Annotated in this window: 24 protein-coding genes; 3 read left to right on the plus strand and 21 right to left on the minus strand. The window is 65.6% G+C overall.

The genetic code is table 11. From position 1 onward, the window contains the following. Window positions 1-3: 3 nt before the first annotated feature. The 10 genes from fliI to uvrB all read right to left on the minus strand — a co-directional run bounded on the left by fliI (window position 4) and on the right by uvrB (window position 10750). The gene (gene fliI, locus FURADRAFT_RS16245; protein WP_008955253.1) at window positions 4-1398 is read right to left on the minus strand and encodes a flagellar protein export ATPase FliI; all 1395 of its coding nucleotides are present in this window, start codon (window positions 1396-1398) and stop codon (window positions 4-6) included. Further along, a complete protein-coding gene (locus FURADRAFT_RS16250; protein ID WP_008955254.1) occupies window positions 1379-2164 on the minus strand; it encodes a flagellar assembly protein FliH in 786 nt (261 codons plus the stop codon). The genes fliI and FURADRAFT_RS16250 overlap by 20 nt, the downstream gene beginning before the upstream one ends. Further along, on the minus strand, window positions 2145-3143 hold the full coding sequence (gene fliG, locus FURADRAFT_RS16255) for a flagellar motor switch protein FliG (protein WP_008955255.1): 999 nt from the start codon (window positions 3141-3143) through the stop codon (window positions 2145-2147). Before fliG ends, FURADRAFT_RS16250 begins: the two co-directional genes overlap by 20 nt. Then, window positions 3136-4866, minus strand: coding sequence for a flagellar basal-body MS-ring/collar protein FliF (fliF, locus tag FURADRAFT_RS16260; protein ID WP_008955256.1), 1731 nt, complete (start codon window positions 4864-4866; stop codon window positions 3136-3138). Before fliF ends, fliG begins: the two co-directional genes overlap by 8 nt. Before the next feature lie 53 nt (window positions 4867-4919). Next, complete coding sequence (gene fliE, locus FURADRAFT_RS16265; RefSeq protein ID WP_008955257.1) at window positions 4920-5237, minus strand: flagellar hook-basal body complex protein FliE; 318 nt, start codon at window positions 5235-5237, stop codon at window positions 4920-4922. Between the two features lie 29 nt (window positions 5238-5266). After that, entirely contained in the window at window positions 5267-6619 is a 1353-nt protein-coding gene (locus FURADRAFT_RS16270; protein ID WP_008955258.1) for a sigma-54-dependent transcriptional regulator, read from the minus strand. A 10-nt stretch (window positions 6620-6629) separates the two neighbouring features. Next, on the minus strand, window positions 6630-7328 hold the full coding sequence (locus tag FURADRAFT_RS16275; protein WP_008955259.1) for a chemotaxis protein CheB: 699 nt from the start codon (window positions 7326-7328) through the stop codon (window positions 6630-6632). Window positions 7329-7467: 139 nt separating this feature from the next. After that, a complete protein-coding gene (locus FURADRAFT_RS16280) occupies window positions 7468-7980 on the minus strand; it encodes a low molecular weight protein-tyrosine-phosphatase (RefSeq protein ID WP_040653105.1) in 513 nt (170 codons plus the stop codon). A 292-nt stretch (window positions 7981-8272) separates the two neighbouring features. Then, on the minus strand, window positions 8273-8476 hold the full coding sequence (locus tag FURADRAFT_RS16285; protein ID WP_008955261.1) for a cold-shock protein: 204 nt from the start codon (window positions 8474-8476) through the stop codon (window positions 8273-8275). 261 nt (window positions 8477-8737) lie between these two features. Further along, entirely contained in the window at window positions 8738-10750 is a 2013-nt protein-coding gene (gene uvrB / locus FURADRAFT_RS16290) for an excinuclease ABC subunit UvrB (protein ID WP_008955262.1), read from the minus strand. Between the two features lie 173 nt (window positions 10751-10923). Here uvrB and FURADRAFT_RS16295 point away from each other — a divergent pair, with 173 nt between their 5' ends. Continuing rightward, window positions 10924-11796: a serine hydrolase gene (locus tag FURADRAFT_RS16295; protein ID WP_008955263.1), complete on the plus strand. Its 873-nt coding sequence runs from the start codon at window positions 10924-10926 to the stop codon at window positions 11794-11796. 52 nt (window positions 11797-11848) lie between these two features. Here FURADRAFT_RS16295 and FURADRAFT_RS16300 read toward each other — a convergent pair whose 3' ends face one another. Beyond that, complete coding sequence (locus FURADRAFT_RS16300; RefSeq protein ID WP_008955264.1) at window positions 11849-12769, minus strand: LysR family transcriptional regulator; 921 nt, start codon at window positions 12767-12769, stop codon at window positions 11849-11851. Window positions 12770-12874: 105 nt separating this feature from the next. Between FURADRAFT_RS16300 and FURADRAFT_RS16305 the strand changes: the two genes are divergently transcribed. Together FURADRAFT_RS16305 and FURADRAFT_RS16310 are read left to right on the plus strand one after the other, a co-directional pair. Further along, window positions 12875-13888, plus strand: a complete 1014-nt coding sequence (locus FURADRAFT_RS16305; protein ID WP_008955265.1) for a zinc-binding alcohol dehydrogenase family protein — start codon at window positions 12875-12877, stop codon at window positions 13886-13888. A 78-nt stretch (window positions 13889-13966) separates the two neighbouring features. Then, window positions 13967-14605: a LysE family translocator gene (locus FURADRAFT_RS16310; RefSeq protein WP_008955266.1), complete on the plus strand. Its 639-nt coding sequence runs from the start codon at window positions 13967-13969 to the stop codon at window positions 14603-14605. Between the two features lie 120 nt (window positions 14606-14725). Here the strand turns inward: FURADRAFT_RS16310 and FURADRAFT_RS16315 are convergent, their stop codons facing one another. From FURADRAFT_RS16315 to FURADRAFT_RS16360, 10 genes are all read right to left on the minus strand, one after another. Then, the gene (locus FURADRAFT_RS16315; protein ID WP_008955267.1) at window positions 14726-15772 is read right to left on the minus strand and encodes an ABC transporter ATP-binding protein; all 1047 of its coding nucleotides are present in this window, start codon (window positions 15770-15772) and stop codon (window positions 14726-14728) included. A 3-nt stretch (window positions 15773-15775) separates the two neighbouring features. Next, complete coding sequence (locus FURADRAFT_RS16320) at window positions 15776-17386, minus strand: ABC transporter permease (protein ID WP_008955268.1); 1611 nt, start codon at window positions 17384-17386, stop codon at window positions 15776-15778. 140 nt (window positions 17387-17526) lie between these two features. Continuing rightward, on the minus strand, window positions 17527-18519 hold the full coding sequence (locus tag FURADRAFT_RS16325; RefSeq protein WP_008955269.1) for a Fe(3+) ABC transporter substrate-binding protein: 993 nt from the start codon (window positions 18517-18519) through the stop codon (window positions 17527-17529). A gap of 209 nt (window positions 18520-18728) precedes the next feature. Beyond that, window positions 18729-19829: a 2Fe-2S iron-sulfur cluster-binding protein gene (locus FURADRAFT_RS16330; RefSeq protein ID WP_008955270.1), complete on the minus strand. Its 1101-nt coding sequence runs from the start codon at window positions 19827-19829 to the stop codon at window positions 18729-18731. A gap of 105 nt (window positions 19830-19934) precedes the next feature. Continuing rightward, entirely contained in the window at window positions 19935-21572 is a 1638-nt protein-coding gene (locus FURADRAFT_RS16335; protein ID WP_236261614.1) for an ethylbenzene dehydrogenase-related protein, read from the minus strand. Between the two features lie 663 nt (window positions 21573-22235). Further along, the gene (locus FURADRAFT_RS16340; protein WP_008955272.1) at window positions 22236-23504 is read right to left on the minus strand and encodes a flagellar assembly protein T N-terminal domain-containing protein; all 1269 of its coding nucleotides are present in this window, start codon (window positions 23502-23504) and stop codon (window positions 22236-22238) included. Then, window positions 23504-24130, minus strand: a complete 627-nt coding sequence (locus FURADRAFT_RS16345) for an LPP20 family lipoprotein (protein ID WP_008955273.1) — start codon at window positions 24128-24130, stop codon at window positions 23504-23506. The genes FURADRAFT_RS16340 and FURADRAFT_RS16345 overlap by 1 nt, the downstream gene beginning before the upstream one ends. A 105-nt stretch (window positions 24131-24235) precedes the next feature. Beyond that, complete coding sequence (locus FURADRAFT_RS21270; RefSeq protein WP_008955274.1) at window positions 24236-25150, minus strand: GlxA family transcriptional regulator; 915 nt, start codon at window positions 25148-25150, stop codon at window positions 24236-24238. After that, window positions 25143-26048, minus strand: a complete 906-nt coding sequence (locus FURADRAFT_RS16355) for an O-acetylserine/cysteine exporter (RefSeq protein WP_008955275.1) — start codon at window positions 26046-26048, stop codon at window positions 25143-25145. Before FURADRAFT_RS16355 ends, FURADRAFT_RS21270 begins: the two co-directional genes overlap by 8 nt. Window positions 26049-26067: 19 nt before the next feature. Then, window positions 26068-26517 carry a hypothetical protein gene (locus FURADRAFT_RS16360; protein ID WP_008955276.1) on the minus strand — a complete coding sequence of 150 codons (450 nt, stop codon included), beginning with the start codon at window positions 26515-26517 and terminating at the stop codon, window positions 26068-26070. Window positions 26518-26529 lie beyond the last annotated feature (12 nt).

Below are 26529 nucleotides of genomic sequence, written 5' to 3' on the forward strand. Positions count from 1 at the left end.
TCACTACGCCAGGGTCGTGGCCAACTGCTCGAGACAGGAGTCATAACCGTGGGATTCGTGCATCGGTTGGGTGAGAAAGCCGACCATCGGCAGCTGGCGCCGGATCGCCTCATCCAGCATCGGGTCGGAGCCGGCTACGTAAGCGCCGACGCTGATCAGGTCGCGGTTGCGCTGGTAGCGGGAGTAGAGTTGTTTGAAACGCCGCGCCAGGTCCATCTGGCGCGGTGCTACCACGTCGACCATGACCCGGCTGATCGACTGCTCGATATCGATGGCCGGGTAATGGCCGGCTTCGGCCAACTCTCGCGACAGCACGAAGTGGCCATCGAGAATGGCACGGGCGGCATCGGCGATCGGATCCTGCTGGTCGTCGCCCTCGGACAGCACGGTATAGAATGCGGTGATGGCCCCGCCACCCCGCGCAGCATTGCCGGCGCGTTCGATCAGTTGCGGCAGGCGCGCAAACACCGAGGGCGGGTAGCCCTTGGTGACGGGCGGCTCGCCGATGGCGAGTGCGATCTCACGCTGCGCCATGGCGTAGCGCGTTACCGAATCCATCAACAGCAGCACGTCGAGCCCCTGCTCACGGTAGTACTCGGCCAGCGCCGTGGCGTAGGCGGCGCCATGCAGACGCATCAACGGCGGGGTATCGGCCGGTGCGGCCACGATCACCGAGCGGGCGCGCCCTTCCTCGCCAAGAATGTTCTCGATGAAGTCCTTGACCTCGCGCCCCCGCTCCCCGATCAGACCCACCACCACGATGTCCGCCTTGGTGAAGCGCGCCATCATACCCAGCAGCACGCTCTTGCCGACGCCGGAGCCGGCGAACAGGCCCAGGCGCTGGCCGCGCCCCACGGTCAGCAGGCCGTTGATGGCACGTACACCGACGTCCAGGACATCGCGTACCGGCGAGCGCTCCAGCGGGTTAAGCGGCTGACTGTACAAGGGGAAGTAGGCTTCCGGCTGCAGCGGCCCCTTCTCGTCGAGCGGCCTCCCGAGGGAATCCAGCACCCGCCCCAACAGATTGAAGCCGACGGGAACCTGCCTCCCGGCCACCCCATTGAGACTGAGCGGCACCGTCGCCTGGCCGAAGGCCGGGGCATGCTGCATCGCCAGCGGCCGCACTTCGGAGCCCGGCAACAGACCCTGAACATTGGTCAGCGGCATCAGAAACACCTTGTCGCCGGCAAACCCGACCACCTCCGCCTCGACACGGCCGCCATCCGGCAGCGCCACAGAGCAGGCGCTCCCCACCGGCAGCTTGAGGCCGACAGCCTCCATCACCATGCCGGTAACGCGCACCAGCTTGCCGCGCGTCGACCACAGCGGGGTGCGATCGGCGACAGCACGGCAATCGGCAAGGAAGCGCCGCTGGCGCTCAAGCAGCGGGTGAGTCATTGGCGGACGGCTCCAATCCCAGGGCAGACTTCAGCGCCTCGAGGCGGGCAGCCAGGGTCAGGTCCAGCCGCAACTGGGCCGTGTCGATAATGCAGCCGCCGCGCGCGATGGACGGATCGGCCAGCCACTGCCAGACGGTTTCCGGGGTCTCCTGCTGCAAGAAGGTGCGCGCCACCTCCAGATCGGCGGGGTTGACGCGCAAGCGCGCCTGCCCCAGCGAAGCCGGCAGGTCCGACATGGCTTGGCGCAGTAGCGACTCGATGGCACATGGATCGCAGGCCAGATGCGCCGCCACCAGCCGCTCGGCCAGGCCGACCGAGAACGACAGGAGATCGTGCGCCATGTCGGCCTCGATCCGGTTGAGCCCCTCGGCAAACTGGTCGGCCAGAGCCTGCAGAGGCTCCCAATGCCGGGCAAACGCGGTGGAGGCCTCGGCCAGCGCTTCGGCATGTCCTTGCTGGCGCCCTTCAGCCAGGCCGGCCTCGTGACCGGTCTGCCACGCCTCCTGATGAATGGCCTCGAGCTCGGCGGCGGTCGGGTAGGAGCTGGCAGGAACCTCGTCAGCGGGATCGGCCTCGCCTTCTGCCACCGGGTCGGGATCGTCTCCCGTCAGCAGCGCCTCTTCCTCGGAAGCGACGGGATCCGCCTCTCCCTCACTGCCGTCAAGGGGCGACGGCGCCTCCTCCTGGAAGCTGGCTGGCGACCAGGTGCGCCACTCCGTGACTTGCTCCCCCGGAATGATGGTGTTACTCGACGAGGCCTTCATCACCGCCCTTGCTGCCTAACACGATCTGGCCGTCGTCGGCGAGCTTGCGCACCACCTTGAGAATCTCTTTCTGCTCGGCTTCCACCTCGGACAGCTTGACCGGCCCCTTGGCCTCGAGATCGTCGCGCAGCATTTCCGCCGCACGCTGCGACATATTGCGGAAGATCTTGTCCTTGAGCTCCTGACTGGTGCCTTTGAGCGCCACCACCAGCGAATCGGTCTGCACTTCGCGCAGGATGGTCTGGATCGAACGGTCGTCGATGTCGAGGATGTTCTCGAACACGAACATCTTGTCCTGAATGCGCTGCGCCAGCTCGGGATCGTGCTCGCGGATATAGCCCAACGCCGAGGCTTCGACATTGCCACCCATGAAGTTGAGGATTTCCGCCGTCAGGGCGATACCGCCGGCGGCGCTCTTCTTGATGCGGTCGGAACCCGACAAGAGCTGCGTCAGTACGTCATTCAGTTCACGCAGCGCCTGCGGTTGCACCCCTTCCAGCGTGGCGGTGCGGATCAGCACCTCGTTGCGCAGTCGCTCGGGGAAGTAACCCAGGATGGCGCTGGACAGATCCGGGTCGAGATGAACCAGAATGGTGGCGACGATCTGCGGGTGCTCGTTGCGGATGAGGTCGGCGGCCGACGACGGGTCCATCCACTTCAGGCTCTCGATGCCGCTCTGGTCGTTGCCCTGCATGATCTTGTCGAGCAGGTTGGACGCCTTGTCCGCCCCCAGCGCCTCGACCAGCACGTTGCGCAGGTATTCGTCGGAAGCGCCGAGACTCGCTCGCGCCTGGCACTCCTCGCGGAATTTGCCGACGACGTCGTCGATGTCCTCGTGGCTGAGATTGTTGATCGAGGCCATGGCCAGCGAAATCTTCTGGACCTCCTTGGGACCGAGGTACTTGAACACCTCGACGGCCTCGGCCTGCCCCAGGCTGAACAGCAGCACCGCGCTGCGGTGCACTCCGTTGTCACTCATCGGAACTGATCCATTCCTTGATGATCTGGGCCGCCATGCGCGGATCGGCCTTGACCAACTCGCGAGCGGCTTCCAGATTGCTCATGTACTGGCGGCGCTGCAGTTCACGCGGATCGAGGTTGGCCTCCTCGACCGCCGCGGCTCCGGCCTCACCCTCTTCTCTGGCCACGGCCAGCAAGCGGCCGGGCACCCCACCCGCTTCTTCGCCGGCGGCGCCTGGCTGCCCCTTGTCGCCCTTGGCCGGTTTGAGCACGTCGCGCACGATCGGACGTACCACGCCAAACAACAGGTACAGCACGGCGATCGCCAGCAGCACATACTTGACCAGGTCGGTAGCGTTACTGCTGACGTAGTCGACGACCTTCTCCTGCAGCGAGGCGGGAGGTGCGTTGCCGGCGAAAGCGGCGTTGACCACGTTGAGGGTGTCGCCACGCTCCGTGTTATAGCCCATGGTCTCGCGCACCAGATTATTGATCTGCTGGATTTCCTGGGCAGTGAGCGGGGTCGGCTTCACCTCGCCGTTGCGATCCGGCATCAGGCGATAGTTGACCACCACCGCCGCCGACAGACGCTTGAGCACCCCTTTTGGCAGCTTGGTGTGCTGGATGGTCTTGTCGACTTCGTAGTTGGTGATGAGTTGCCGCTCGAGCGCACCGTTCTGCCCCAGGGGCTGACCGGACAAGGTAGCCGTCCCCGGCGCGGCCCCCGGCGGCAAGGTCAGCGGCGCCGAAGCGGCCGACGGCGGCTGATTGGACAAGGCGCCGGGCACGCCACCCGGCAGATTGGAACCGCTCCCCAGCTTCTCGACGATCTGCTGGCTGCGCGTCGCCGAGGGGTTCGGCGTCGAGTTTGGACGGAAGGTTTCCGAGGTCTGCTCCACCTCGGAGAAATCGACGTTGGCGGTGACCTGCGCCCGCACGTTGCCCTTGCCGAAGATCGGCTCCAGGATTCCCTCGATGCGCTTGACGAAATCGCTCTCGATCTGGTGCACGTAGCCGAGCTGGCGCTGGTCGAGCCCGGCGGCATTATTGACGTCGGATTGACTGGAAAGCAGGTTGCCGTCCTGGTCGACCACGGTCACGTTGCGCGCCGACAGATTGGGAACGGAGCTGGAAACCAGGTGCAGGATGCCGGAGATCTGGCCGCCATCGAGCACGCGCCCCGGGTACAGGTTGAGCATCACCGACGCCGTCGGCTGCTGCTGGTCGCGCACGAACACGCTCTGCTTGGGGATGGCGATATGCACGCGCGCCGACTCGACCGCGCCGATAGCCTCGATGGTGCGCGCCAGTTCACCTTCGATGGCGCGCTGGTAGTTGACCTGCTCGGCAAACTGGCTGATGCCGAACTTCTGGTTGTCCATCAGTTCGAAGCCGACGCCACCGGCCTTGGGGAGCCCCTGCGCCGCCAGCTTCAAACGGACATCGTAGACTTTGTCGGACGGCACCGAGATCACGCCGCCGCCACCGATCTGATAGGGCACGTTCATCTGCTGCAGGGCAGCCGTGATCTGGCCGCCATCGCGGTCGGCCAGATTGGCGAACAGGACTTTGTAGTCGGGCGTACGGTTGAGGATGAGCAGGCCGACAATGACCGAGAATACGGCAGCCAACGCCGCAAACAGGAGGATTTTCTTGTTGTTGGGCAGCGCCTTGAAGCGGTCGCTCGCTTCATTGACGCGCGTGCGCCAGGGGGGTGTAGCGTTATCTGCCAGATCAGCCATACAGTGGTTTTATGCTTTCAATTCAAACCGCTGCCGGCATGACACGGGCAGCGCTAGATCTGAGTATTCATGATTTCCTGATAGGCGGATACCAGCTTGTTGCGTGCCTGGACCATGGTCTGGAACGACAGACTGGCTTTCTGCAAAGACACCATCACGTCCTGCAGGTTAACCCCTTCCTCCCCCAGCTCAAACTGCTTCTGCATTTCCTGCGAAGTCTGCTGAGCGGAATTTACCTGCTCGATAGTGGACTTGAGAACATCCGCAAAGTCAACTTGCGATGTCTCCTGCGGCTGCGGTGCCTTGCCCGCCGCCAACGCAGCGGACGCTCGCAATTCTCCTAATAGCTGGTCAATACCCTGTGTCGACATGCTTACTCCCTGCTGCCTGGCACCCCGATCTACCCTTCGTCCGCGTCCGCCATCGAGTCGTCCTCCCGATAACGCTGCAACTTGTAACGCAGGGTGCGTTCGCTGATGCCCAGTTTTTCCGCCGCGAGCTTCTTCACTCCACCTACGGCAGCCAGTGTTTCCAGAATGTGCCGGCGCTCCAGCGTCTTCATGTCTGACTCCGCTGACGGGGCGACGGCAACCGGGGAAAAGGCAACCGGTTCCACAAGGCAGGAATAGTCTGACAGCATCAGATCGGCGGCAAGAATTTCCACCCCGGCGGCAAGAATCACCGCCCGCTGCATGACATTTTCCAGTTCGCGGATGTTACCTTCCCAACTATAGGCCGTCAATTGACGCTCCGCCTCGGGCGATAGCCTGAGGGGGCCCCGTCCGGCGGCCTCTGCATACCGTTTAAGCACAAGCCGTGCCAGCGGCAGGATATCGTCGCGCCGTGCCGCCAGCGACGGGATAGTCAGCGGGAAGACGTTGAGGCGGAAATACAGGTCCTCGCGGAAACGTCCTGCTTCCACTTCACGCTGGATGTCGCGGTTGGTGGTGGCCAGCACCCGCACATCGAGCCGGATGGTACGGGTACTGCCGACCCGCTCCACTTCGCGCTCCTGCAGCACCCTCAACAGTTTGGCCTGCAGCGCCAGCGGCATTTCGGTGATCTCGTCGAGCAGCAGCGTGCCGCCCTGGGCCTGCTCGAACTTGCCAGGTAGCGCCTGGGCCGCACCGGTGAAGGCACCCTTCTCGTGCCCGAACAGGGTCGACTCCAGCAGGTTTTCCGGTATCGCCGCGCAGTTGACCGCCACGAACGGGCCTGGCGCACGTCGCGAATGGCGATGGATGTACCGCGCCAGCACCTCCTTGCCGGCGCCGCTGGGGCCGGAAATCAGTACTGTGGCGTCGCTTTGCGCGACCCGCCCGGCCAACGAGAACAGCTGGCGCATGGCGGCCGACTCGGCCACCACGCCGTCGTCGTCGCCCCCCGGCATGCGCAGCAGGTGCTTTTCGACTTCACGGATCAGGCTGGCCGGCTCGAAGGGCTTGAGCAAGTAATGGGTGGCGCCGGCGCGCAGCAGCTCGATAGCACGCTCGATCACGCCGTAAGCAGTCATCAGGATGAAGGGCACGCCGGGATGGCGCTTTTTCACCTCGTCGAACAGCGCGTAGCCATCCATCGGCTGCATCTGAGCGTCGGACACGATCAGCCCGACCGGCTCCTTCGCCAGTACCGCAAGCGCCTCGTGACCGTCGCCGGCCTCAAGCGTGGGGTAACCGGAGAGGCTCAGGGTGTCGACGATGGCTTCGCGCAGATCGGCGTCGTCCTCGACCACCAGAATGGGTAAAAACGTCATGATTGTCCTGTTATGACTGCGGCGGTCGCTGCTGTACCAGTGCCTGCAAGCGCGCGGCGATGGAGGTCAGCGGCAGCACCTCGTGCGTTCCGCCCTGCGCGATGGCTTCCTTGGGCATGCCGAACACCACGCAGCTGGCCTCGTCCTGAGCGATGTTGTAGGCGCCCGCCTGCTTCAGTTCGAGCATACCGCTGGCGCCGTCACGCCCCATGCCGGTGAGGATGATGCCGATGCAGTTCTTGCCGGCGACGTTGGCCGCAGAGCGGAACAGCACGTCGACCGAAGGGCGGTGACGGTTGACCGGTGGACCGGCGTTGAGACTGGAGACCAAACCCAGGGCCGGTACGGCCTGCAACAGCAGGTGAGAGTGGCCAGGGGCGATGTAGACGGTATTGGCCTGGAGCCGCTCGTTGTCCTCAGCCTCCTTCACGCGCAGTTTGCACAGGGAATCGAGCCGGGCGGCGAACGATTTGGTGAACATCTCCGGCATGTGCTGGGCCACCAGGATCGGTGGCATCCCCTCGGGCAGCACCGTCAGCAGTGCTCGCAGGGCTTCCGTGCCGCCGGTCGAGGAGCCGATGACAATGACGCTCTGCCGCAGCAAGGGCGCACGCCCAGGCTGCCGCGCCAGGATGATGTCGGCCGAGTGACTGGGTGCGACGTCAATGGTTGTTGGTTTGGCGTTGACCACTTTCGGCGGAATCCCCATGAATTTCCTTTTATGACCGGAGCGCGCACCAGGTGGGCGGGGTTGGCCGAAGCAATGCCCGGGACGATCTCCCATGGCGTTTTTCTTGTTTATTGATGATAGCAGCATCAGACCGCAGATGGCGGCAGACCATCCGGCTTCAGGGCTGGATTTCAGCCTGCTGCAGTCGTGCAAGCCAGCCGTCGCAGGCAGCCTCGAGCAGGTCGAGCACGCGATCGAAACCGCTGGCGCCGCCGTAATAGGGATCGGGCACCTCCTGGTTGGGACCAAGCGGCGCCAGCATCAAGGCCAGCTTGTGCTGCATGCCCGGCGGGCACAGCTGACGCAGGGCGGCAAGGTTGCGCTGATCGGCCGCCAACACCAGATCGAAGCGCTCGAAGTCGGCCCGGGTCACCTGGCGCGCACGCTGTGTCGACAGGTCGTACCCCCGCTGGCGGGCCGCCTGCTGGCTGCGCTGGTCCGGCGCCTCGCCGACGTGGTAACCGTGAGTGCCAGCCGAATCAATGAGGATGGCCGCCGCCAAGCCGGCGCGCTCGACCTTGGCGCGCATCACCCCCTCCGCCGTCGGCGAGCGGCAGATATTGCCGTGGCAGACCATGAGAAGGTTGATGACCTCTTTTGGCGCAATCGTTTTTCCTGTTGTCCCGCTCATGTTCACGCCTAGCAAATATCTCCAAATCGGCCCATGCCATAACCATGGCATCCGTATCTTAACAGGGGATGGGCTGTTTGAAGGCGAGATTGTAGAGGCATAACGGTCAGGCGCAAGACCGGGCCGCCGAACGGCCAGGCTTCCACCAGATGGCACAGTGCACGGGAAAGCACCATCGATCGCCGAACGGCAGCGGCGATGACGGGCGGCGTCGGCCTGACTCCGTCAAAACGCTGGAATGCAAAAAGCCCCGCAGAGCGGGGCTTCTTTAATTTCGCGCTTTCTGATCGAATCAGAGCGGCTGAATATTGGTGGCTTGCGGGCCTTTTTGACCCTTGCCGGACTGGTAGCTCACCTTTTGACCTTCTTGCAGCGACTTGAAGCCATCGGCGCGAATCTCGGAGAAATGGGCGAACAGATCTTCACCACCTGCATCCGGGGAGATGAAGCCAAAGCCTTTTGCGTCGTTAAACCATTTAACGGTACCGGTTTCCATATTGTCATTCCTTAAAGCTGATTATGAGCATTTGCTCGGGAACACGAAGATCAAGGAAGAGGAATATGAAACAACTGAAGTACCGCTTGGGCCACCGCAATATAACGACAAATCCACCGCTTGAAGATCCTGCACTCGCAGTTATACGGAGTATTTCATCCGGCGTCCAACTATTTGTAAAAAAACTTGCTAGCCGGTCGGGCGGATTGCCCCTCCCCGCCCGGTGGGGACAGTCGCACCGGCCGGGATTACCGTGACACCTTACAGCTCGTTGATCCAGGCCTTTTCCTTCAACGCCTTGAGCTGGTCGCGCAGCCCGGCGGCTTTCTCAAACTCCAGGTTGCGCGCGGCTTCAAGCATATCTTTTTCGAGGCGCTTGATTTCCTTGGCCAGCGCCTTTTCGTCCATCATCGCCACGCGCGCGTCGTCGACCAGTTTCTTCTTCTCGGCCTCGGCGCTGTACACCCCGTCGATGATGTCCTTGATCTTCTTCTCGACCCCTTTGGGCACGATGCCATGCTCGGTGTTGAAGGCGATCTGCTTGGTGCGGCGTCGCTCGGTCTCGTCGATGGCGCGCCGCATCGAGTTGGTGATGCGGTCCGCATAGAGGATGGCCTTGCCGTGCAGGTTGCGCGCGGCGCGGCCGATGGTCTGGATCAGCGAGCGGTCGGAGCGCAGGAAGCCCTCCTTGTCGGCGTCGAGGATGGCCACCAGGCTGACCTCGGGGATGTCCAGCCCCTCGCGCAGCAGGTTGATGCCGATCAGCACGTCGAACATGCCGAGCCTCAGGTCGCGGATGATCTCGACCCGCTCGACGGTGTCGATGTCGGAGTGCAGGTAGCGCACCTTGACGCCGTGCTCGGTGTAGTAGTCGGCCAGTTGCTCGGCCATGCGCTTGGTGAGCGTGGTGACCAGCACGCGCTCGTTACTTCCTACCCGGAGGGTGATCTCTGACAGCAGGTCGTCGACCTGGCTTGCCACCGGACGGATTTCGATCTCGGGATCGATCAGGCCGGTGGGGCGCACCACCTGCTCCACCACCTGGCCGGCATGGCCGGCTTCGTAGTCGGCCGGCGTGGCCGAGATGAACACCGTCTGCGGCATCATGCGCTCGAACTCGTTGAACTTGAGCGGACGGTTGTCAGCCGCCGACGGCAAGCGGAAGCCATAGTCGACCAGGTTCAGCTTGCGCGCAGCGTCACCCTTGTACATGCCGCCAATCTGCGGAATGGTGACATGGCTCTCGTCGATGAACATCAGCGCATTCTTGGGCAGGTAGTCGATCAGGGTCGGCGGCGGTTCGCCCGGGCCACGGCCGGAGAAATGCCGCGAGTAGTTCTCGATGCCCTTGCAGAAGCCCATCTCGTACAGCATCTCGAGATCGAAGCGGGTGCGCTGCTCGATGCGCTGCGCTTCGACCAGCTTGCCTTCGTGCTGGTAGAAATCGACGCGCTCGCGCAGTTCCAGCTTGATCTTCTCGCAGGCGCGCAGCACGGTGTCGCGCGGCGTGACGTAGTGGCTGGACGGAAACACCGTGAAGCGCCCGACCCGCTGCCGGGTGACGCCGGTGAGCGGGTCGAACAGCGTCAGCGTTTCCAGTTCGTCGTCGAACAGGCTGACGCGCAGCGCGAGTTCGGCCGATTCCGCCGGGAAGATGTCGATCACGTCGCCGCGCACGCGGAAGGTACCGCGCGTGAAGTCGAGGTCGTTGCGCTCGTACTGCATCGCCACCAGACGTCCGATGATGTCGCGCTGGGCGATGGTTTCACCTTCCTTGAGATGCAGGATCATCTGGTGGTAGTCGGACGGGTCGCCGATACCGTAGATCGCCGACACGGTGGCGACGATCACGCAGTCGGGCCGCTCCAGCAGGCTCTTGGTCGCGGACAGGCGCATCTGTTCGATGTGCTCGTTGATGCTGGAGTCTTTCTCGATGAACAGGTCGCGGCTGGGAACGTAGGCTTCCGGCTGGTAGTAGTCGTAGTAGGAGACGAAGTATTCGACGGCGTTCTCGGGAAAGAACTCGCGCATCTCGGAGTAGAGCTGGGCCGCCAGCGTCTTGTTGTGCGCCATGATGATGGCGGGCCGCCCGGTGCGGGCGATGACGTTGGCCATGGTGAAGGTCTTGCCGGAGCCGGTCACCCCGAGCAGGGTCTGGTAGGACAGGCCGTCGGACAGCCCTTCCACCAGCTGCGCGATGGCGGCCGGCTGGTCGCCGGCGGGCGGAAACGGCTGATGGAGCTTGAACGGACTATCGGGGAAGGTGACGATCATGCTGCTCTCGGTTTGGGCGCTTGAGATCTTCATTTTACAAGAGTGTGGCGAGAAACTCCCGAGCCACGGAAGAGTCAGTATTTTTTGGCAATTTACCGCCACACGGCCGCGGTGGATTGTTTAAAATAAAAGTGTTCGTTCCACCCCCTTATGACGTACGGGAGCAGTTGATAATGTTAAGGAATTTTGCGGGTTGGCTGGTGGCCGCCGCTCTCGCCATGCCGTTTGCCGCCCACGCCGACAGCGCCGGGATTCGAGGCATTCAGGTCGCCGCCAACATGACCGGCGCGCCGCACCTGAATTCGCACACGGTGCTGGTGCTCAACGGCGCCAATGGCGAAGCCTTGTACCAGAAAAATACCGATCTGCCGCTGCCGTTCGCGTCGATCACCAAGCTGATGACGGCGATGGTCACGCTGGACGCCGGGCTGTCGATGGATGAGCCGATCACCATCACCGAGAATGAGATAGACCGGCTGAAGAACACCTCGTCGCGATTGTCCGTGGGCACCACTCTGCCGCGCCGCGAAATGCTGCTGCTGGCGCTGATGTCGTCGGAGAATCGTGCCGCTGCCGCGCTGGCGCGCACCTACCCCGGCGGCACCCAGGCCTTCGTCGCACAGATGAACCGCAAGGCGCGCGCGCTCGGCATGAACAACACAGTGTTCTACGACCCGACCGGGCTCGAGGTGCGCAACACGGCAACCGCCATGGACCTGGCGCGCATGGTCCGGGCCGCCAACGGCTACCCCCTGATCCGCACCTTCACCACCACGCAGGAGCATGAGGTGATGTCGGGTTCGCGCCGCATGCTGCACTACAAGAACAGCAACGCGCTGGTGCGCGAGGGCGACTGGGACATTTCGCTGCAGAAAACCGGCTACATCCAGGAAGCCGGGCGCTGCATGGTGCTGCAGACCACGGTCGGCTCGCAACCGCTGATCATCGTGCTGCTGGCCGCCGGCGCGCCGTCGGCACGGGTCAGCGACGCCCGTGCGATCCGCAACTGGCTGGAACGCCATCCGGGCACCTGGCTCGCCGGCTGAACCCCGGCGCCAGGAAACAGGCAATGAAAAACGCGGCCCATGGCCGCGTTTTTCATTGGGCGTCCAGTTGCTGGTCCCAGTACGGGGGATCACCGAAGGTCTGCAGCAGGAAGTCGATCAGGACGCGCACCTTGGGCGACAGGTGCCGCCGGCTCGGGTAGATGGCCAACACCTCTTGTGCCGGCAGCGCATAGCCGGGCAGCACTTGGCGCACCCGTCCGGCACGGAGGGCGTCGCTGACCGCCCAGGTGGAACGGATCGCGATGCCGCCGCCGGCGAGACAGGCCTCGCCCACGGCGTCGCCCAGATTGCTGACCAAGTTGCCGCGCACCTCGACCTCGGTGGGCCCCTGCGGCCCGTCGAGCGACCAGACCTGGCTGCGCGTGCCCACCTCGTCCAGCAACAGGCAATTGTGCCGGGCCAGCTCGGCCGGGTGCCGCGGCTCGCCCTGCCGGTCTAGGTAGCCGGGGGCGGCGCACAGGATGCGCCGGTTGACGCACAGCGGGCGCGCCACCAGCCCCGGCTTGTCGGGCTGGCCGATGCGGATCGCCAGATCGAGACCGCCGTCGACCAGGTCGAGCACGGCATCGGTCAGCAGCAGGTGCACCTCGAGTTGCGGGTAGCGTTCGAGGAAGGCCGGCAGATGCGGCGCCAGGTGCTGGCGCCCGAACGAGGCCGAGGCGGTGACCTTGAGCACGCCGGACGGCTGGTGCTGGCGCGCCATCAACAGGGCCTCGGTTTCGGCCAGCTCATCCAGAACCGCGCGGCCGCGCTGGTAATACAGCTCGCCTTCCGGGGTCAGGGCCTGGCGCCGGGTGGTGCGCTGCAACAGCCGCACGCCGAGGCGCGCCTCGAGGTTGATCAGGCGCCGGCTGATGACGGCGCTGGACAGACGGAGGCGTTCGCCCGCCTTGACCAGGCTGCCTTGCTCGACCACGGCGCAGAAGATGTGCAGATCGCTGAGTGGCTCCATTCGCTTTGTTTTTTTGATAAATACTCAAAATACACCCTATTTATCAAAAAATCTGCCGATTTCACAATGGACGTACATCGTCATTTCTCCAGAAAGGCCTGCGTCATGAAAGCCGTCGCCCTCACCCGCTACCTGCCGATCGACCATCCGGAAGCCTTGCTCGACGTCGAGCTGCCACGCCCGCCAGCGCAGGGGCACGACCTGCTGGTGCGGGTCGAGGCCGTGTCGGTCAACCCGGTCGACACCAAGGTACGCTCGCCGAAGGACAAGGTGGAGTCCAGTCCGCGCGTGCTGGGCTGGGACGCGGCCGGCGTGGTCGAGGCCGTCGGCCCGGACGTCACCCTGTTTCAGCCCGGCGATGCGGTCTACTACGCCGGCGACATCACGCGCCAGGGCAGCAACAGCGAATACCAGCTGGTCGACGAGCGCATCGTCGGCCACAAGCCGGCCTCGCTCGACTTCGCCGCCGCCGCGGCCCTGCCGCTGACGGCGATCACCGCCTACGAGGGCCTGTTTGCTCGGCTCGGCCTCGATCCGAACGGTGCCGACGCCGGCAAGAGCCTGCTGGTGATCGGCGGCGCCGGCGGTGTCGGTTCGCTGGTGATCCAGTTTGCCAAGCTGGCCGGGCTGACGGTGATCGCCACGGCCGGTCGGCCCCACAGCGCCGACTGGTGCCGCCAGCTCGGCGCCGATCTGGTGCTCGATCGCCATCGCCCCCTGATACCTGCGCTGACGCTGCACGGGCACCCCCAGGTCGACTACATCTTCAATGCCGCCGATACCGACGGCTACTGGGAGACGATGGGTGAGGCGATCCGGCCGCAGGGGCGCATCGTCACCATCGTCGAAAACCGTGGACCCCTGGCGCAGGATCAGCTCAAGCTCAAGAGCGCAACGCACGTATGGGAGTTCATGTTCACCCGCCCGATGTACCGCACGCCCGACCAGATCGAGCAACACCACCTGCTGGAGACGGTAGCGGGCTGGATCGACAGCGGCCGGGTCAAGGGTACGCTGAGCGAGACGTGGTCGCCGATCAACGCCGAGAACCTGCGCCGGGCACACCGCCTGCTGGAGTCGGGCAGCATGGTCGGCAAGCTGGTGCTGCAGAGCTGGTAGAATATCGTCATGGACGGCGGCGCGGCTTCGGCCAACCTGCGCCGCATCGACAACTGACCACGACAGGAGACCATGACGATGACCCTTACAACCTGGCTGCTCTACAGCACCGTGGCCCTAGCGACCGCCCTCAGCCCGGGGCCGGCGGTACTGCTGGCGATTTCCAACTCGCTGACCCTGGGCGCGCGACGCGCGCTGATCTGTTCGAGCGGCAACGTGCTCGGCGTGTTCGTCGTCTCGGGCACGGCGATGGCGGGACTGGGGCTGCTGCTGAAAAGCTCGGCAACGTTGTTTCTGCTGCTCAAGGTATGCGGGGCGCTCTACCTGATCTATCTGGGGCTGCGCCAGTGGAAGAGCCGTGCCAATCTGTTCGCCCAGAGCACTTCGGCGGCGGTGCCGGCCATGCAGTCGCCGCGTCAGCTGTTTCTGCGCGGGACCCTGGTATCGATCACCAACCCCAAGAGCATCCTGTTCTTCACCGCGCTGTTCCCGCAGTTCATGCGTCCGGACCAGGCGGTAGCCGAGCAGTTCCTGGTGCTGACGGCGACCTTTGCTGCCTGCACCGTGTTGTCACACCTGAGCTATGTGCTGCTGGCGCGTTCGCTGAAGGGCTGGTTCACCACCGATGGGCGCGCCCGGCTGTTCAACCGGGTGTGCGGTGGAGCCTTCATGCTGCTGGGGATCGGCGTGTTCCGGCTGAAGAACCAGGCCAGCTAGACGGGCCCGGCGAAAAGGACAAGGTTGGCCGAACGCGGGGAATGGCGTTTCGGCCAACCTTGTTATCCACGCATGCCCATGCCGATGCGCCTAAGACGCGGCCTGCGCCTGTTCGTCGCCTCAGCCGTGGCGGAAGGCGATCAGGTGGTCCAGTTCGAGGCGGATGCCGATTGCCTCGCCCACGGCGTGGTTGTGATGGCTCGGCACCTGCGCCAGCACGCGCTGACCAGACGGCAGCGTCAGGGTGTAGTGGAACTCGGCGCCACGGAACACCTTGGATTCGACGATGGCGGTCATCGGGCTGGCATCGTCGTGCTGCACATCGTCGGGACGCAGCAGCACGTCCACCCGGTCGTTCACAGCGAAATCCAGCGGCAGCATCCCGCAAAATTCGCCGATCTCCAGGCTGATGCAGTGCGGCCCGCTGACGCGGCCAGGCAGGAACACGCCCTGGCCGATGAAGTCGGCGACGTAGCGCGTGGCCGGCTGGTGGTAGAGCCGGTATGGCGTGTCCCACTGCAACAGGCGCCCGCCCTGCATCACACCCACCCGGTCGGCCATGGCGAACGCTTCGTTCTGGTCGTGCGTGACCAGGATGGCGGTGGTGTTTTCATGTTTCAGGATGTCGCGCACCTCGCGTGACAGGCGCTCGCGCAGGTCGACGTCGAGGTTGGAAAACGGCTCGTCCATCAGCAACAGGCGCGGCCGCGGTGCCAGCGCGCGCGCCAGCGCCACGCGCTGCTGCTGGCCGCCGGACAACTCGTGCGGGTAGGACGAGGCCAGGCCGGCGAGGCCGACCACCCCGAGCATCTCGGTCACCCGTGCCGCGCGCTCGCCACGCCCGAGCGCGCGCAGGCCGAAAGCGACGTTGTCGGCCACGGTCAGGTGCGGGAACAAGGCGTAATCCTGGAACACCATGCCGATCGCGCGCTCGTGCGCCGGGCACAGGTAATCGCGGCGGCTGATGACGCGGCCATCAAGACGGATTTCACCGCCATTCACCGGCTCGAAACCGGCGATGCAGCGCAGCACCGTGGTCTTGCCGCAGCCCGAGCTGCCCACCAGGCAGGCGATCTCGCCCTTCTGCAGCGCAAAGCTCATCGCCTCGACCACCGTGGTGGCGCCGTAGGCCTGGCTGACGGAATCCAATTCAAGCAAGGCAGTCATGATTCAGAGCGGGTCTTTCTGACGGGACAGCAAGATGACCGGCACCAGGCCGGCCAGCACGATGGCAACGGCCGGCAGCGCGGCATGCTCCCACTGACCTTCGGTGGTAAAGGAGAACACCCGGACGGCCAGGGTGTCCCAATCGAACGGACGGGTCATCAGCGTGATCGGCATTTCCTTCATCACGTCGACAAACACCATCAGCACGGCGGTAAGCAGGCTGCCCTTCAACAGCGGCAGGTGCACGTGGCGCAGCAGCCCCCAGCCGGCGTAGCCGAGGTTGCGCGCCGCTTCTTCCTGGCTGCGGGTGATGCGCCCCATTGCGCTATCGATGGCGGAATGGCCCACCGCCAGGAAGCGCGACACATAGGCCAGCAGCATCACCAGCAGCGTGCCCTTGAAGATGGCGGTGACGTCGGGACCGAGCGCGCCGCCGAACCAGCCCAAGAGCAGGTTGTCGAGCCAGGCGACCGGCACGAACACCCCCACCGCCAGCACCGTGCCGGGCACGGCGTAGCCCAGCGTGGCCAGCTTGGCCAACAGCCGCGTGGCGGGGTGCGGGTCGCGCCGCTGGGCGTAGGCCAGCGCCAGCGCCACCACGGCCACCGCCACGGCCGCCATCAGCGACAGCGCCACCGAACGCAGCGCGTAGCCCAGCAAGTCGGCGTTGAACTCCTCCGCCACCAGTTGCCACGCCCACCACACCAGTTGGCCGAACGGCAGCACGAAGGCCAAGAGCAGCACCAGCCCCGCCCACAGCGTCGCGGCCCAGCGCTGCCAGCCGGTCAGCCGCAAACGCGGCAACGGTGCGGCACGGCCGGTCTGGGTATAGGCGCGCCGACCGCGCGCACGCTGCTCCAGCCACACCAGCACGAACACCATCAGCACCAGCAGCGACGCCAGTTGCTTGGCTGCCGGCAGCGAGAACAGGCTGAACCAGGCCTTGTAGATGGCCGAGGTGAAGGTGTCGTAATTGAAGATGGCGACGGTGCCGAAGTCGGCCAGGGTTTCCATCAGCGCCAGCGTCACGCCGCCGATGATCCACGGCCGCGCCATCGGCAGCGCCACGTGCCAGAAACCCTTGACGCGCGACAGGCCGAACGATTGCCCCACTTCCAGTGCCCGCCGTCCCATGCTGGCGAAGGCGTTGCGCGCGAGCAGGTAGACGTAGGGGTAGAACGCCAAGGTCATGACCAGCGCCACACCACCGCTGGAACGCAGCGACGGCACCCAGCTGGAATCGCCGGTGGCGGCACGCAGCCAGCTTTGCAGCGGTCCGGTGAAATCGAACAGCCCCAGCTGGGAAAACGCCATGACGTAGGCCGGCATGGCCAAGGGCAGCATCAACGCCCAGTTGAAGAAGCGACGGCCGGGAAACTCGTAGAGCGCGGTGAGCCAGGCCAGCGGCACGCCGACCAGCAGCACCCCGCTGCCGACGCCCAGTACCAGCCACAAGGTGTTGCGCAGCAGTTCCGGCAACAGGTGGTTCTGCAGGTGAGCCCAGACCGCCCCGTCCGGGACCGCCAGTGCCGCCAGGATAACCGAGAGCGGGATGACGGTGACGAGGCTGACCAAGGCCGCCACGGGGCGCCAGCGGCGCGCGGAAGACAGCATGGATTGGTTCAGGAAATGATAAGGATTTGCAATTATCCCGCGAAAGCCCCACGCGGGACACCCGGCACGGCGCACCGCGCCCAAAAGGCAAAAACCGGCGGGAAGCCCCGCCGGTTTGGCAAGCGGACCGCCGCCGGCGCTTATTTGTAGCCGACCCGGTCCATCAGCATCACCGCCTCGGCCTGGCGCGCCCCGGCGTTGGAGACGTTGATCAGGTTGTGCTTGAAGGCGCCCCAGGCGGCCACTTTCGGGTCCGGCTTCACTTTCGGGTTGACCGGGAATTCCATGTCGACGTCGGCGAACAGGTTCTGCGCCTTGTCGGACGACAGCCACTCGATGAACCTGACCGCGCCGCGCTCGTTCTTGGCGTACTTCGCCACCCCGGCGCCGGAGATGTTGACGTGGGTGCCCTTGCCCTTCTGGTTGGCCCAGAAGATGCCGACCGGCAGATTGGGATTCTTGTTCATCAGGCGGCCGTAGTAATAGGTGTTGGCGAGGCCGACTTCGCACTGCCCTGCGGCGATCGCCTCCAGCATCTTGGTATCGTCCGCGAACACGTCGGTGGCCAGATTGTCGACCCAGCCGCGCACGATCTTCTCGGTCTTGACCGGACCATGCTCGCTCAGCAGCATCGCCACCAGCGACTGGTTGTAGACCTTCTTCGAGGTGCGCAGGCACAGCTTGCCCTTCCACTTCGGATCGGCTAGGTCCTCGTAGCTGGAGAGCTGGGCCGGCTGCACTTTCTGGGTGTTGTAGAACAGGGTGCGGGCACGGATCGACAGGCCGAACCATTCGTTCTTCGGGTCGCGCAGGTGGGCCGGGATGTTGGCCTCCAGCACCTTGGAGCTGACCGGCTTGAGCAGGCCCATCTTCGACGCTTGCCAGAGGTTGCCGGCGTCCACCGTCAGCAGGATGTCCGCCGGGCTATTGCTGCCTTCGGCACGCATGCGCTCCATCAGCGGGCCTTCCTTGTCGGACACCAGCTTCACGTCGACACCGGTTTCCTTCTTGTAGGCCTCGATCAGCGGCTTCACCAGTTGCTCGGCACGCGCGCTGTAAACCACGATTTCTTCCGCCATCGCCGAACCGGCAAACGCCGCCAGCACCGCGGCAAACATCAGCTGCTTTTTCAAGATCTGGCTCCTGCTTCGATGGTTATTGAGAATAAATATCATTAGCCACTATATCACAATAGGAATGATTATCAAGCCGGCATGAATCAGGTTTGAGTTCGGAACAAATCAAACGCCCGGCAGCAGCACTGCCCCACGGCCTGGAGGGGGCCCACAAGGAGTCGATCGGCCGCAACCGTGCCCAGACGCTATGCTCCCGAAGAGCTTGATCACCCCTCCTGCGTTGCCAAGCCTGCTAGCTCGAACGGCGGGCGGCGCCAGCGCCCGACAAAGCGGCGCAGCCCGCTGGTGAATGCACCGTCGAGCTTGTGGTCGGCGGCATCCGAGAACGGGTCGGTGTGCAGATCCCGTGCGGCGAGCCCCAGTTCGCGCGCGGTGACGGCGACCGCCTCGACCATCTTCGGCGGGCCCGCGATGTAAAGCTTGGCGCCGGCAAGGCTGGGCCAGTCCTGTGCGAGGCTTGCGGTCACGCGCTGGTAGCGGCGCGGCAACGGCCCCTGCTCCGACGGCTCGGCACGTGACAGCGCACAGTCCACGCGCAGGTTTGGGTACTGGCGCGCGAGCGCGGCAAGTTCGGCTTCCCAGTACACATCCGCTTCCACGCGTGCCGCGTAGTAGAGGTGCACGTGGCGGTGCGCGTTCGCGGCGAGCGCGGCGCCGATGATGGACAACACCGGTGCCAGCCCGGTGCCGCCGCCGATGGCGACAATCGGGCCGCCGTGGTTCTGGCGCCAATAGCCGTGGCCGTGCGGGCCGTCGACCGTGACCTCACTGCCGACCAGGTTGTCACGGCTCACGTAGCTGGAGGTTTTGCCCCCTTCCACCAAGCGGACGTGAAATTCCAGCTCGTCGGCGCCGGGCAGCGAGGCAACCGAGTACGCGCGCTGCGGCAGGTTGTCGAATTTCAGATAGAAGAACTGCCCGGCAAGGTAGTGCACCGGTTTGGCAGGCTTCACCCGCAGCACCACCACGTCGCCCTGACGGTGTTGCCGGGAGACGACCCAGCCACGCTGGCGACGCGCTGCGGGCAACGCGACCAGTTCATCCAGCGCCTCGATGCGCAGGTCGCCCTTGGGCGTGCAGCGGCAGGCGAGTACGTAGCCGTCGGCACGCTCGGTGGCGGAGAGGATGCCTGCGGTGGCGCTGTCGTGCGCGACCTCGCCACACAGCACCCGGCCCTTGCACGCGCCGCAGTCACCACTGGCGCAGGAGTAGGGAAACGGCACCCCATGGGCAATCATGGTTTCCAGTACGGTTTCACCGCCGTTCTCCAGCGGGATGGGCCAGTCCTTGAGTTCGATACGGGCCATGCTCGGCTTTCCTGATGATGGCGGCAGCCTGCCGCCGTGATGAGGTTTCGGATGTTGTCGGCCCCGCCATCGCTCACGCTGGCCGGCGACGGAACCGGAGCGGGGTTAGTGGGGCAGCCGCAGGCGCACTGGCAGAATGTGCCAGCTGTGGCGGGTCTGGTTATGGTTGAACGCCGCGAACCACAGGTAGACGCCGTCCTTGATCGCCACATCCTGCGTATCCGGTGCATCAAGCTTGCGTGAGAACTCCACCGTCCAGCGGCCGTTCTGCCAGTAGCCACGCGCCGCGACGTCACCCGCCGGGCCACTCATCGGCTTCTTCCAGTACAGCGCGGGGATCAGGGTGCCAACCGGAATCTTGTCGTCCAGCTCCTTGGAATAGGGCACGATCTCGTCAGGCCCCATGTTGAATTCGGAGCCGTGCGACTCGTAGGGCGACTGGCTGGTGCCGAGGCGGGCCTGCAGCTTGGTCAAATCCCTGGGGAGGTACTTGGGCGTGACGATCCGGCTCGGCCAGTTGACCGACCAGCCGTGCGGACCTTTGGCAAAGTTGTCCTGATAGCCGCTGTCCTTGTCCTTCTTGTCGCTCACGTAGCCGGCCGGGTAGCGCACCTCATGCTTGACCGGGTCGTAAGGCACCGGGGGGCCGAACAGCGAGTCTTCCGCCTGGCCGGTGGCACCGGTGCGGCTGGCTTTCCAGTGCCACAGGTCAACCACGCTAGCGTCGTCGGTGAAGTGATAACCTCGGCCCTGTAGTGGCTTCTTGACGCCCGGCAACGGATCCGGACCGAAGTGCCAACCGCCGCCGAAGGGGTTCTGCTTCGGGCTGATCGCAATCGCGAACTTGTCCTCGTAGTAGTCGATGGTGTCGGCGCCGTCGTAGGTATGGCGCGGGTCGTCACCAATCATCCGGACCCAGCCCTGCGCCGTCTTCTTCAGCGGCAGGCGCATGTAGGAGCGCGTGTCGTCCGGCCAGGAGGTGGCGATGTAGATGCGGTCGCTGTGAACGGCGGCACGCACCTCGATCGGGGTTTCGCCGCCGGCCACGTTCCAGCCGTGCGAGGTGTAGACCATCTGTTTCTGTGCGTTCTGCCACACGGCGTCGTCAAGCTTGCCGTCGACTAGCGGCGCGGTGTCGGCCTTGGCGGCGACCAGGTCGCGCGTCGCGCTCCAGTCGAGAGCGGCGAAGCCCAGTGCGCCGGAGACCCCCGCCACACCCATCACTGCGCCGGCTTGCAGCAGGTCGAACCGCGGGATGAATATCTTCAGTAACTGCCAGATACCACCCATCACGAACTGGGCGATCACGTGGATCAGCATGTAGGCGACCAGCGCCCAACTGGCGATCTCGTGCACGTAGCCGACCAGTTCCAGCCAGCCGAAGAACGGTAGGAAGTACAGCCAGATGCCGGACAGCACAGCAACCACAAAGGTGGCCAGGCCCAGCCAGTACACCGCACGGTTGATCGCCTGCCAGCGCGCCGCCTTGACGGGTGCCTTGAGCATCACCTTGGATACTTTCCAGCGCGCAGCCAGCCTGGCCTTGACCAGGAAGGCGATGTAGCCGGCGACAAGGCCGGTCAGAGCGATCGACGCCCACACGTGCCAGCGCACGACGTCGCCTTGCAGCATGATGGGCTCCAGCGCAGCACGCCAGCCGCCCTTGGCGTGGTCGAAAGCGAGGCGCAGGCCAGTCACCAGGGCGAAGCCCATGAAGAACAGCAGCAAGGTATGCCAGGCCATGGTTGGAAAGTCAGCCTTGCGGTTGGCCTTAGCGATTGCTCGATGCGGCAATGGAGCCGTCATTGTTATTTCTCCCAAGTTGTTGCAAGCCGGCTGCGATACCGCGGCACGGCCGTGTGTAGTGCGCGGCATTCTACATGATAATCAACATCATTCGTATTGTTGTCGATGAAGATAAAGAGTGCTGTTGCAGCGCTGCCATGCCCCTTAAGGGGGGCGCAGCGCATTGAGACATGGGAGGGAGCGATTCCGGCAACCCCGGCGCGGGGTTTCGGTCTTGGGAAGTGCCGCGAGCAAAAACGGCCCCGGCGCAGAGGCCGGAAGCCGTTCTATGTCGGGTTTGAGGTGAGCATCGGTGCAATGTGGCTGGAAATGCGGCCACGGATCAGTGAGTCTTGCGAGCCATCACCCGATGGCCCAAGGCTGGCGAGACAGGCTGTTGGCATGGCACCCAACGGCCGTCCGCGATGAAACGTCGTAACGCGTCTCGACAGCGCTTCGCAAGTGGGAGAGAAGTTGCCGCCGTCCGTCTTGACGGCGCTCGACCGGCGGCTGGTCCAGACTATCGAGCCGCTCATCGACCATGACCGCAGGCACGGTTCTCGGCGGGCCGTCGGCGGCGGCACTGGGCTCGTGCTCCCGTCGCCCGATGGCGGGATCGTTTCAGCGTGGCGGGAGGAAGCGCAGGTAATCGCCCTCTTCCACCGCGAGCCGGGCGTTTTGCACGACGCCGATCGACAGCCCCGGCTGCACCTGGGTCAGCACCACGGTGCCGGACAGCGCTTCGGCGATGCCCAGCTCGCCGGTCGAGCCGGCGCTGCGCAACGGACTGGCCGGCTGCGGCTTGTAGAGCAGCAGGCGATCGCCCACGGCGAGGCCGGCCAGGCCGCCGGCGTTGAGGTAGACGCGCTTGCCGGCGTCGACCCGCGCCACGCGCGCCGTGAACGGGATGCAGGCGACGGTGTCGGCGGTCTGCTGCACGGCCCGTTCCAGCAGCTTGTCCACCGCGTGCCCGTAGTCGCTGTGCCAGAACGCGGTGGAACCGAACGGGCGCGGCGCCGGCGGCGCCACCTGGCCGGTGCCGCTGGTGCTGAGGTGGTGATTGGCGAGCAGGCCGCCGGTGAGGGCATCGTAGACCCAGACCTCGACGTCGAACTGGCGCACCGTGGGGCGATAGCGCACCGCGCCACCCAAGAGGCCCGAGAACGGGCCGTTGTAGAACACGCCCTGTTCGCCGCCGTGGTCGCCGTCGAACAGCGAGGCGCGCAGCCCCTTGGCGGCGACCGCGGTATCCAGCACGCGCCCGGCGATCACGAACTGCGCCCCCTCGCGCCGTCCGATCTCGCGCACGGTGTCGGCACCGGCCTGCGGCTCGGCCAGGCGCGGATCGGTCAGCACCGAGACCTGGCCTGCGGCGCTGGCGAGGAACGGTCCGCCCACCGGCAGGCGGCGGGCCAGCTCGACCGGCAGCTGGGTGGCCAGCTCCGGCATGTCCGAGGCGTCGGCGGGGTGCTCGACGTTGAAATAGGTGGCGACCACGCGCCGCTTCAGTTCTCTGCCGCCGGACGGGGCGCAGCGTTGCGGGGCGGCGCGCATGGCGTCGGTGTCGACCTCGACCTCGACGTAGTAGAGATCGTCACGCTGGTATTCGCGCAGCACCGTCACTTTTCCCGACAGCGGTGCGGCGGTGAGCCGGGTGCTGTCGCCGAGCTGGCCGTTGTCGGCGTATTCGGTCGACTGCACGCTGGCGCCCTGCGTCAAGGCGGCCTGGCGCACGGCGTCCTGGATGGCCAGTTCGCGCGCCGCCGGCACGCCGTTGTCGAGCGTGGCCATGCCGGTACCCAGCAGCTTGGCCGCACCGGCGGGCGCCAGCGGCAAAACAAATGCCGCCACGAGGGCGGCAAGGCGGCAGGTGCGGCGCAGCGGCTTCATCACTGCGCTACATAAAAGTTGCTGTCGTAACGGCTGGCACCGCAGTTGCCGTCGGTGCAGGCGACACCGTCGACCGCGCTTTGCTGCGCCGCCTTCATCACGCTGCCGCTGCGGTCCAGCGCCTTCTTGTATTCGCGGTAGAAGTCGTTGTCGAGCACGATCTCGGCCACCGCCTCGGTGGTGCCGTCCGGCGCCATGGTGTTGGAGAGCACCTTGACGCCGCGCAGGTAGGCATCGACGTAGGTGCGGAAGGCGTCGTTGGTGGCCAGCATGTTGGACACCGAGCTGTTGCCGACCAGCTTCATGCCCTGCACTTCTTCGGCGACGGCGCGGAAGGCGTCGAGCTTGGCGGCGCGCAGCCCCAGCAGCTTGCGCTGCGACGGGCTCAGGGTGGTGCCGAGCGGCGCGGCGCCGACGCCGGTGACGCGGATGGTGACCGGCTGGTAGGGGTTCACTTCCTTCACCACGACCTTGGGCGCTTCCGGCTCGATGCCGGCCCCGACGTAGCCGGCCCCGCTGATCGGATCGCTGCCGGCGGCGGCGGTCGTCTGGCGCGGCGCGGCGCAGGCACTCAGGGCGAGCGCCAGGGTCAACACGGAGAGGGGAAGCAGCAAGGCAGGTTTCATGGCAATTACCGAAGATTATTTTGACCGGATGGTATGAATCAACGTCATGAAGCGTCAACCGGTTTATCGGCGCTGCGGCAAAAAACTTGAGCCGGCAGTGCGGTTTTACGCCCCGTGCCGCTCGGCCCGCCCCAGCTGGCGCGCCGACGAGAAGCCGGCCGACAGCGCCGCCTTCTCGCGCGACAGCCCGGCGGCGAGCCATTGCCGCGCCCGCGCCAGCCGAATCTGCTGCTGGTAGTCGTGCACCGACACCCCGGCGTGCTGGCGGAACAGCCGCGCCAGGTGGCGCGGGCTGACGTGCACCGCTTCGGCCAACGTTTCCACACTCCAGGTCTGCTCCGGCTCGCCGGCGATCAGGTCCTGGGCGCGGTGCACCGCCGGGTGCAGGTGGTTGCGGTGGCTGAGCCAGGGCGACAGCTCCGGGTCCTGCGGCGAGCGGCGGAAGTACACCACCATGTGGCGCGCCACGTCGCGTGCCAGCGCCGGGCTGGCGAGACGGGCGATCAGATGCAGCGCGAGGTCGATGCCGGCGGTGACCCCGGCGCTGCTGAACACCGGGCCGTCCTCGACGAACACGCGGTTCTCGCGCACTTTGGCGCTGGCGTCGAACTGGCGCAGGTGTTCGAGGTGCACGTGGTGGGTGGTGCAGTCGCGTCCGGCGAGCAGGCCGGCTCGTGCCGCCAGCAAGGCGCCGGAGCACACCGTCGCCAGCAAGTGGCGGCGCGGGTCCACGCGGGTGGCGAGCCAGCGCGCCATCTGGCGTGCCGCGTCGCAGTCGTATACCTCGGCCGAACCGGTCACGCCGGGGATCACCAGCAGCGTGCCGTCGGTCAGCGTCTCCGGCAGGGGTTCGATGCCGCCCAGCGGCAGGCCGAGCGAGGAAGTGACGCTGCCGCCGACGCCGAGGTAGCGCAAGGCGAACTCGGCGCCGAACTGGTTGGCGATGCGGAACGCCTCTGCCGGGCCGGCCAGGTCGAGCAGCAGGAAGCCCGGCGTCAGCAGGAAACAGACCTCACGCACCGGCGGCCTCCCGCTGGCGCCAGTAGTCCCGCAGGCGCTCGCCCAGCACGTTGATCACCAGCCCGCCCAACAGCAGCAGACTGCCCACCGCCTGCCCGGCGCTCAAGCGCTCGCCCAGCAGCAGGCTGGCGGCGGCCAGCCCAACCACCGGCACCAGCAGCGAGAACGGCGCGACCTTGTTGGCGGCGTGGCGCGCCAGCAGCCGGCTCCACAAACCGTAGCCGAACAGCGTCGCGACGAAGGCGAGATAGGCCACCGCCAGCAAGGACGACAGCGAGAAATGGCCGAGCGCGGCGGCGATGCGCTCGCCGCCTTCCAGCCACAACGACAGCAGCAGGAACGGCACGGGCGGGATCAAGCTCGACCACACCACCAGCCCAAGCGGCTCGACGCGGTAGCCGGCGCGGCCGATCAGGCGCACCACCACGTTGGACGCGGCCCAGCTCAACGCCGCCGCCACGGTCAGGGCGAAGCCGATCAGCGTCATGTTGCCGCTCTTGCCCACGCCGATCAGTGTCAGCCCGGCCAGCGCGCACAACAAGCCGACCAGCTGCGCCGCCTTCCAGCGCTCGCCCAGCACCAGCGAGGCCAGCAGCAGCGTGAAGAAGGCCTGCGCCTGCAGCACCACCGAGGCGAGGCCGGCCGGCATGCCGAGCTTGATGGCGGAGAACAGCAGGCCGAACTGGCCGACACCGACGGTCAGCGCGTAGGCCGCCAGCCAGTGCCACGGCACCGCCGGGCGGCGCACCAGCAGCACCGCCGGCAACGCCGCCAGCGTGAAGCGCAGCGCGCCCAGGAGCAGCGGCGGCACGTCGGCCACGCCCCACTTGATCACCACGAAATTGACGCCCCACACCAGCACGATGGCCAGCGCCTGGGCGATATCGGTCAACGGCATGTCGCCTCCAGTCGATTGATTACAGGGTATCGGCGAGATACCCGTCCATGTCCGGCGTGTCGACCAGCAGATGGCGCACACAGACTTCACGCTCGTGCCAGATCACCTGCAGATCCCACACGCAGAACGACTCGGCACGCGCCGCACGCCAGCCGTTCTCGTCGCGCACCCAGACCCGCACCAGGCACTCGTTGTCGTTATCCCAATAGACTAACACCAGATAGTCCATGCCGCGCCCGGCGTGGCGGATCAGCGCGCCGACGCCGGGACGCTGTGCCGTCAGCGCCGGCTGCGGCAACCCGGCCAGCGCGCCGTCCACGCCGATGGCGAAGCGGGCCTCGTCGAGCGGCAGGGCATCGTAGGCGATGTCGTACAGCTTGAGGCGCCAGCCGCCCGGCGCCGCCAGCACGCCACGGGCGGCCAACGGACGGGGTTGGTAAGGCGTTGGCCGAAACAGGTCCTGAATCATGATGGGACTCTT

Origin of the sequence: Pseudogulbenkiania ferrooxidans 2002, assembly GCF_000174355.1 — a bacterium.
GTDB classification, from domain to species: domain Bacteria; phylum Pseudomonadota; class Gammaproteobacteria; order Burkholderiales; family Chromobacteriaceae; genus Pseudogulbenkiania; species Pseudogulbenkiania ferrooxidans.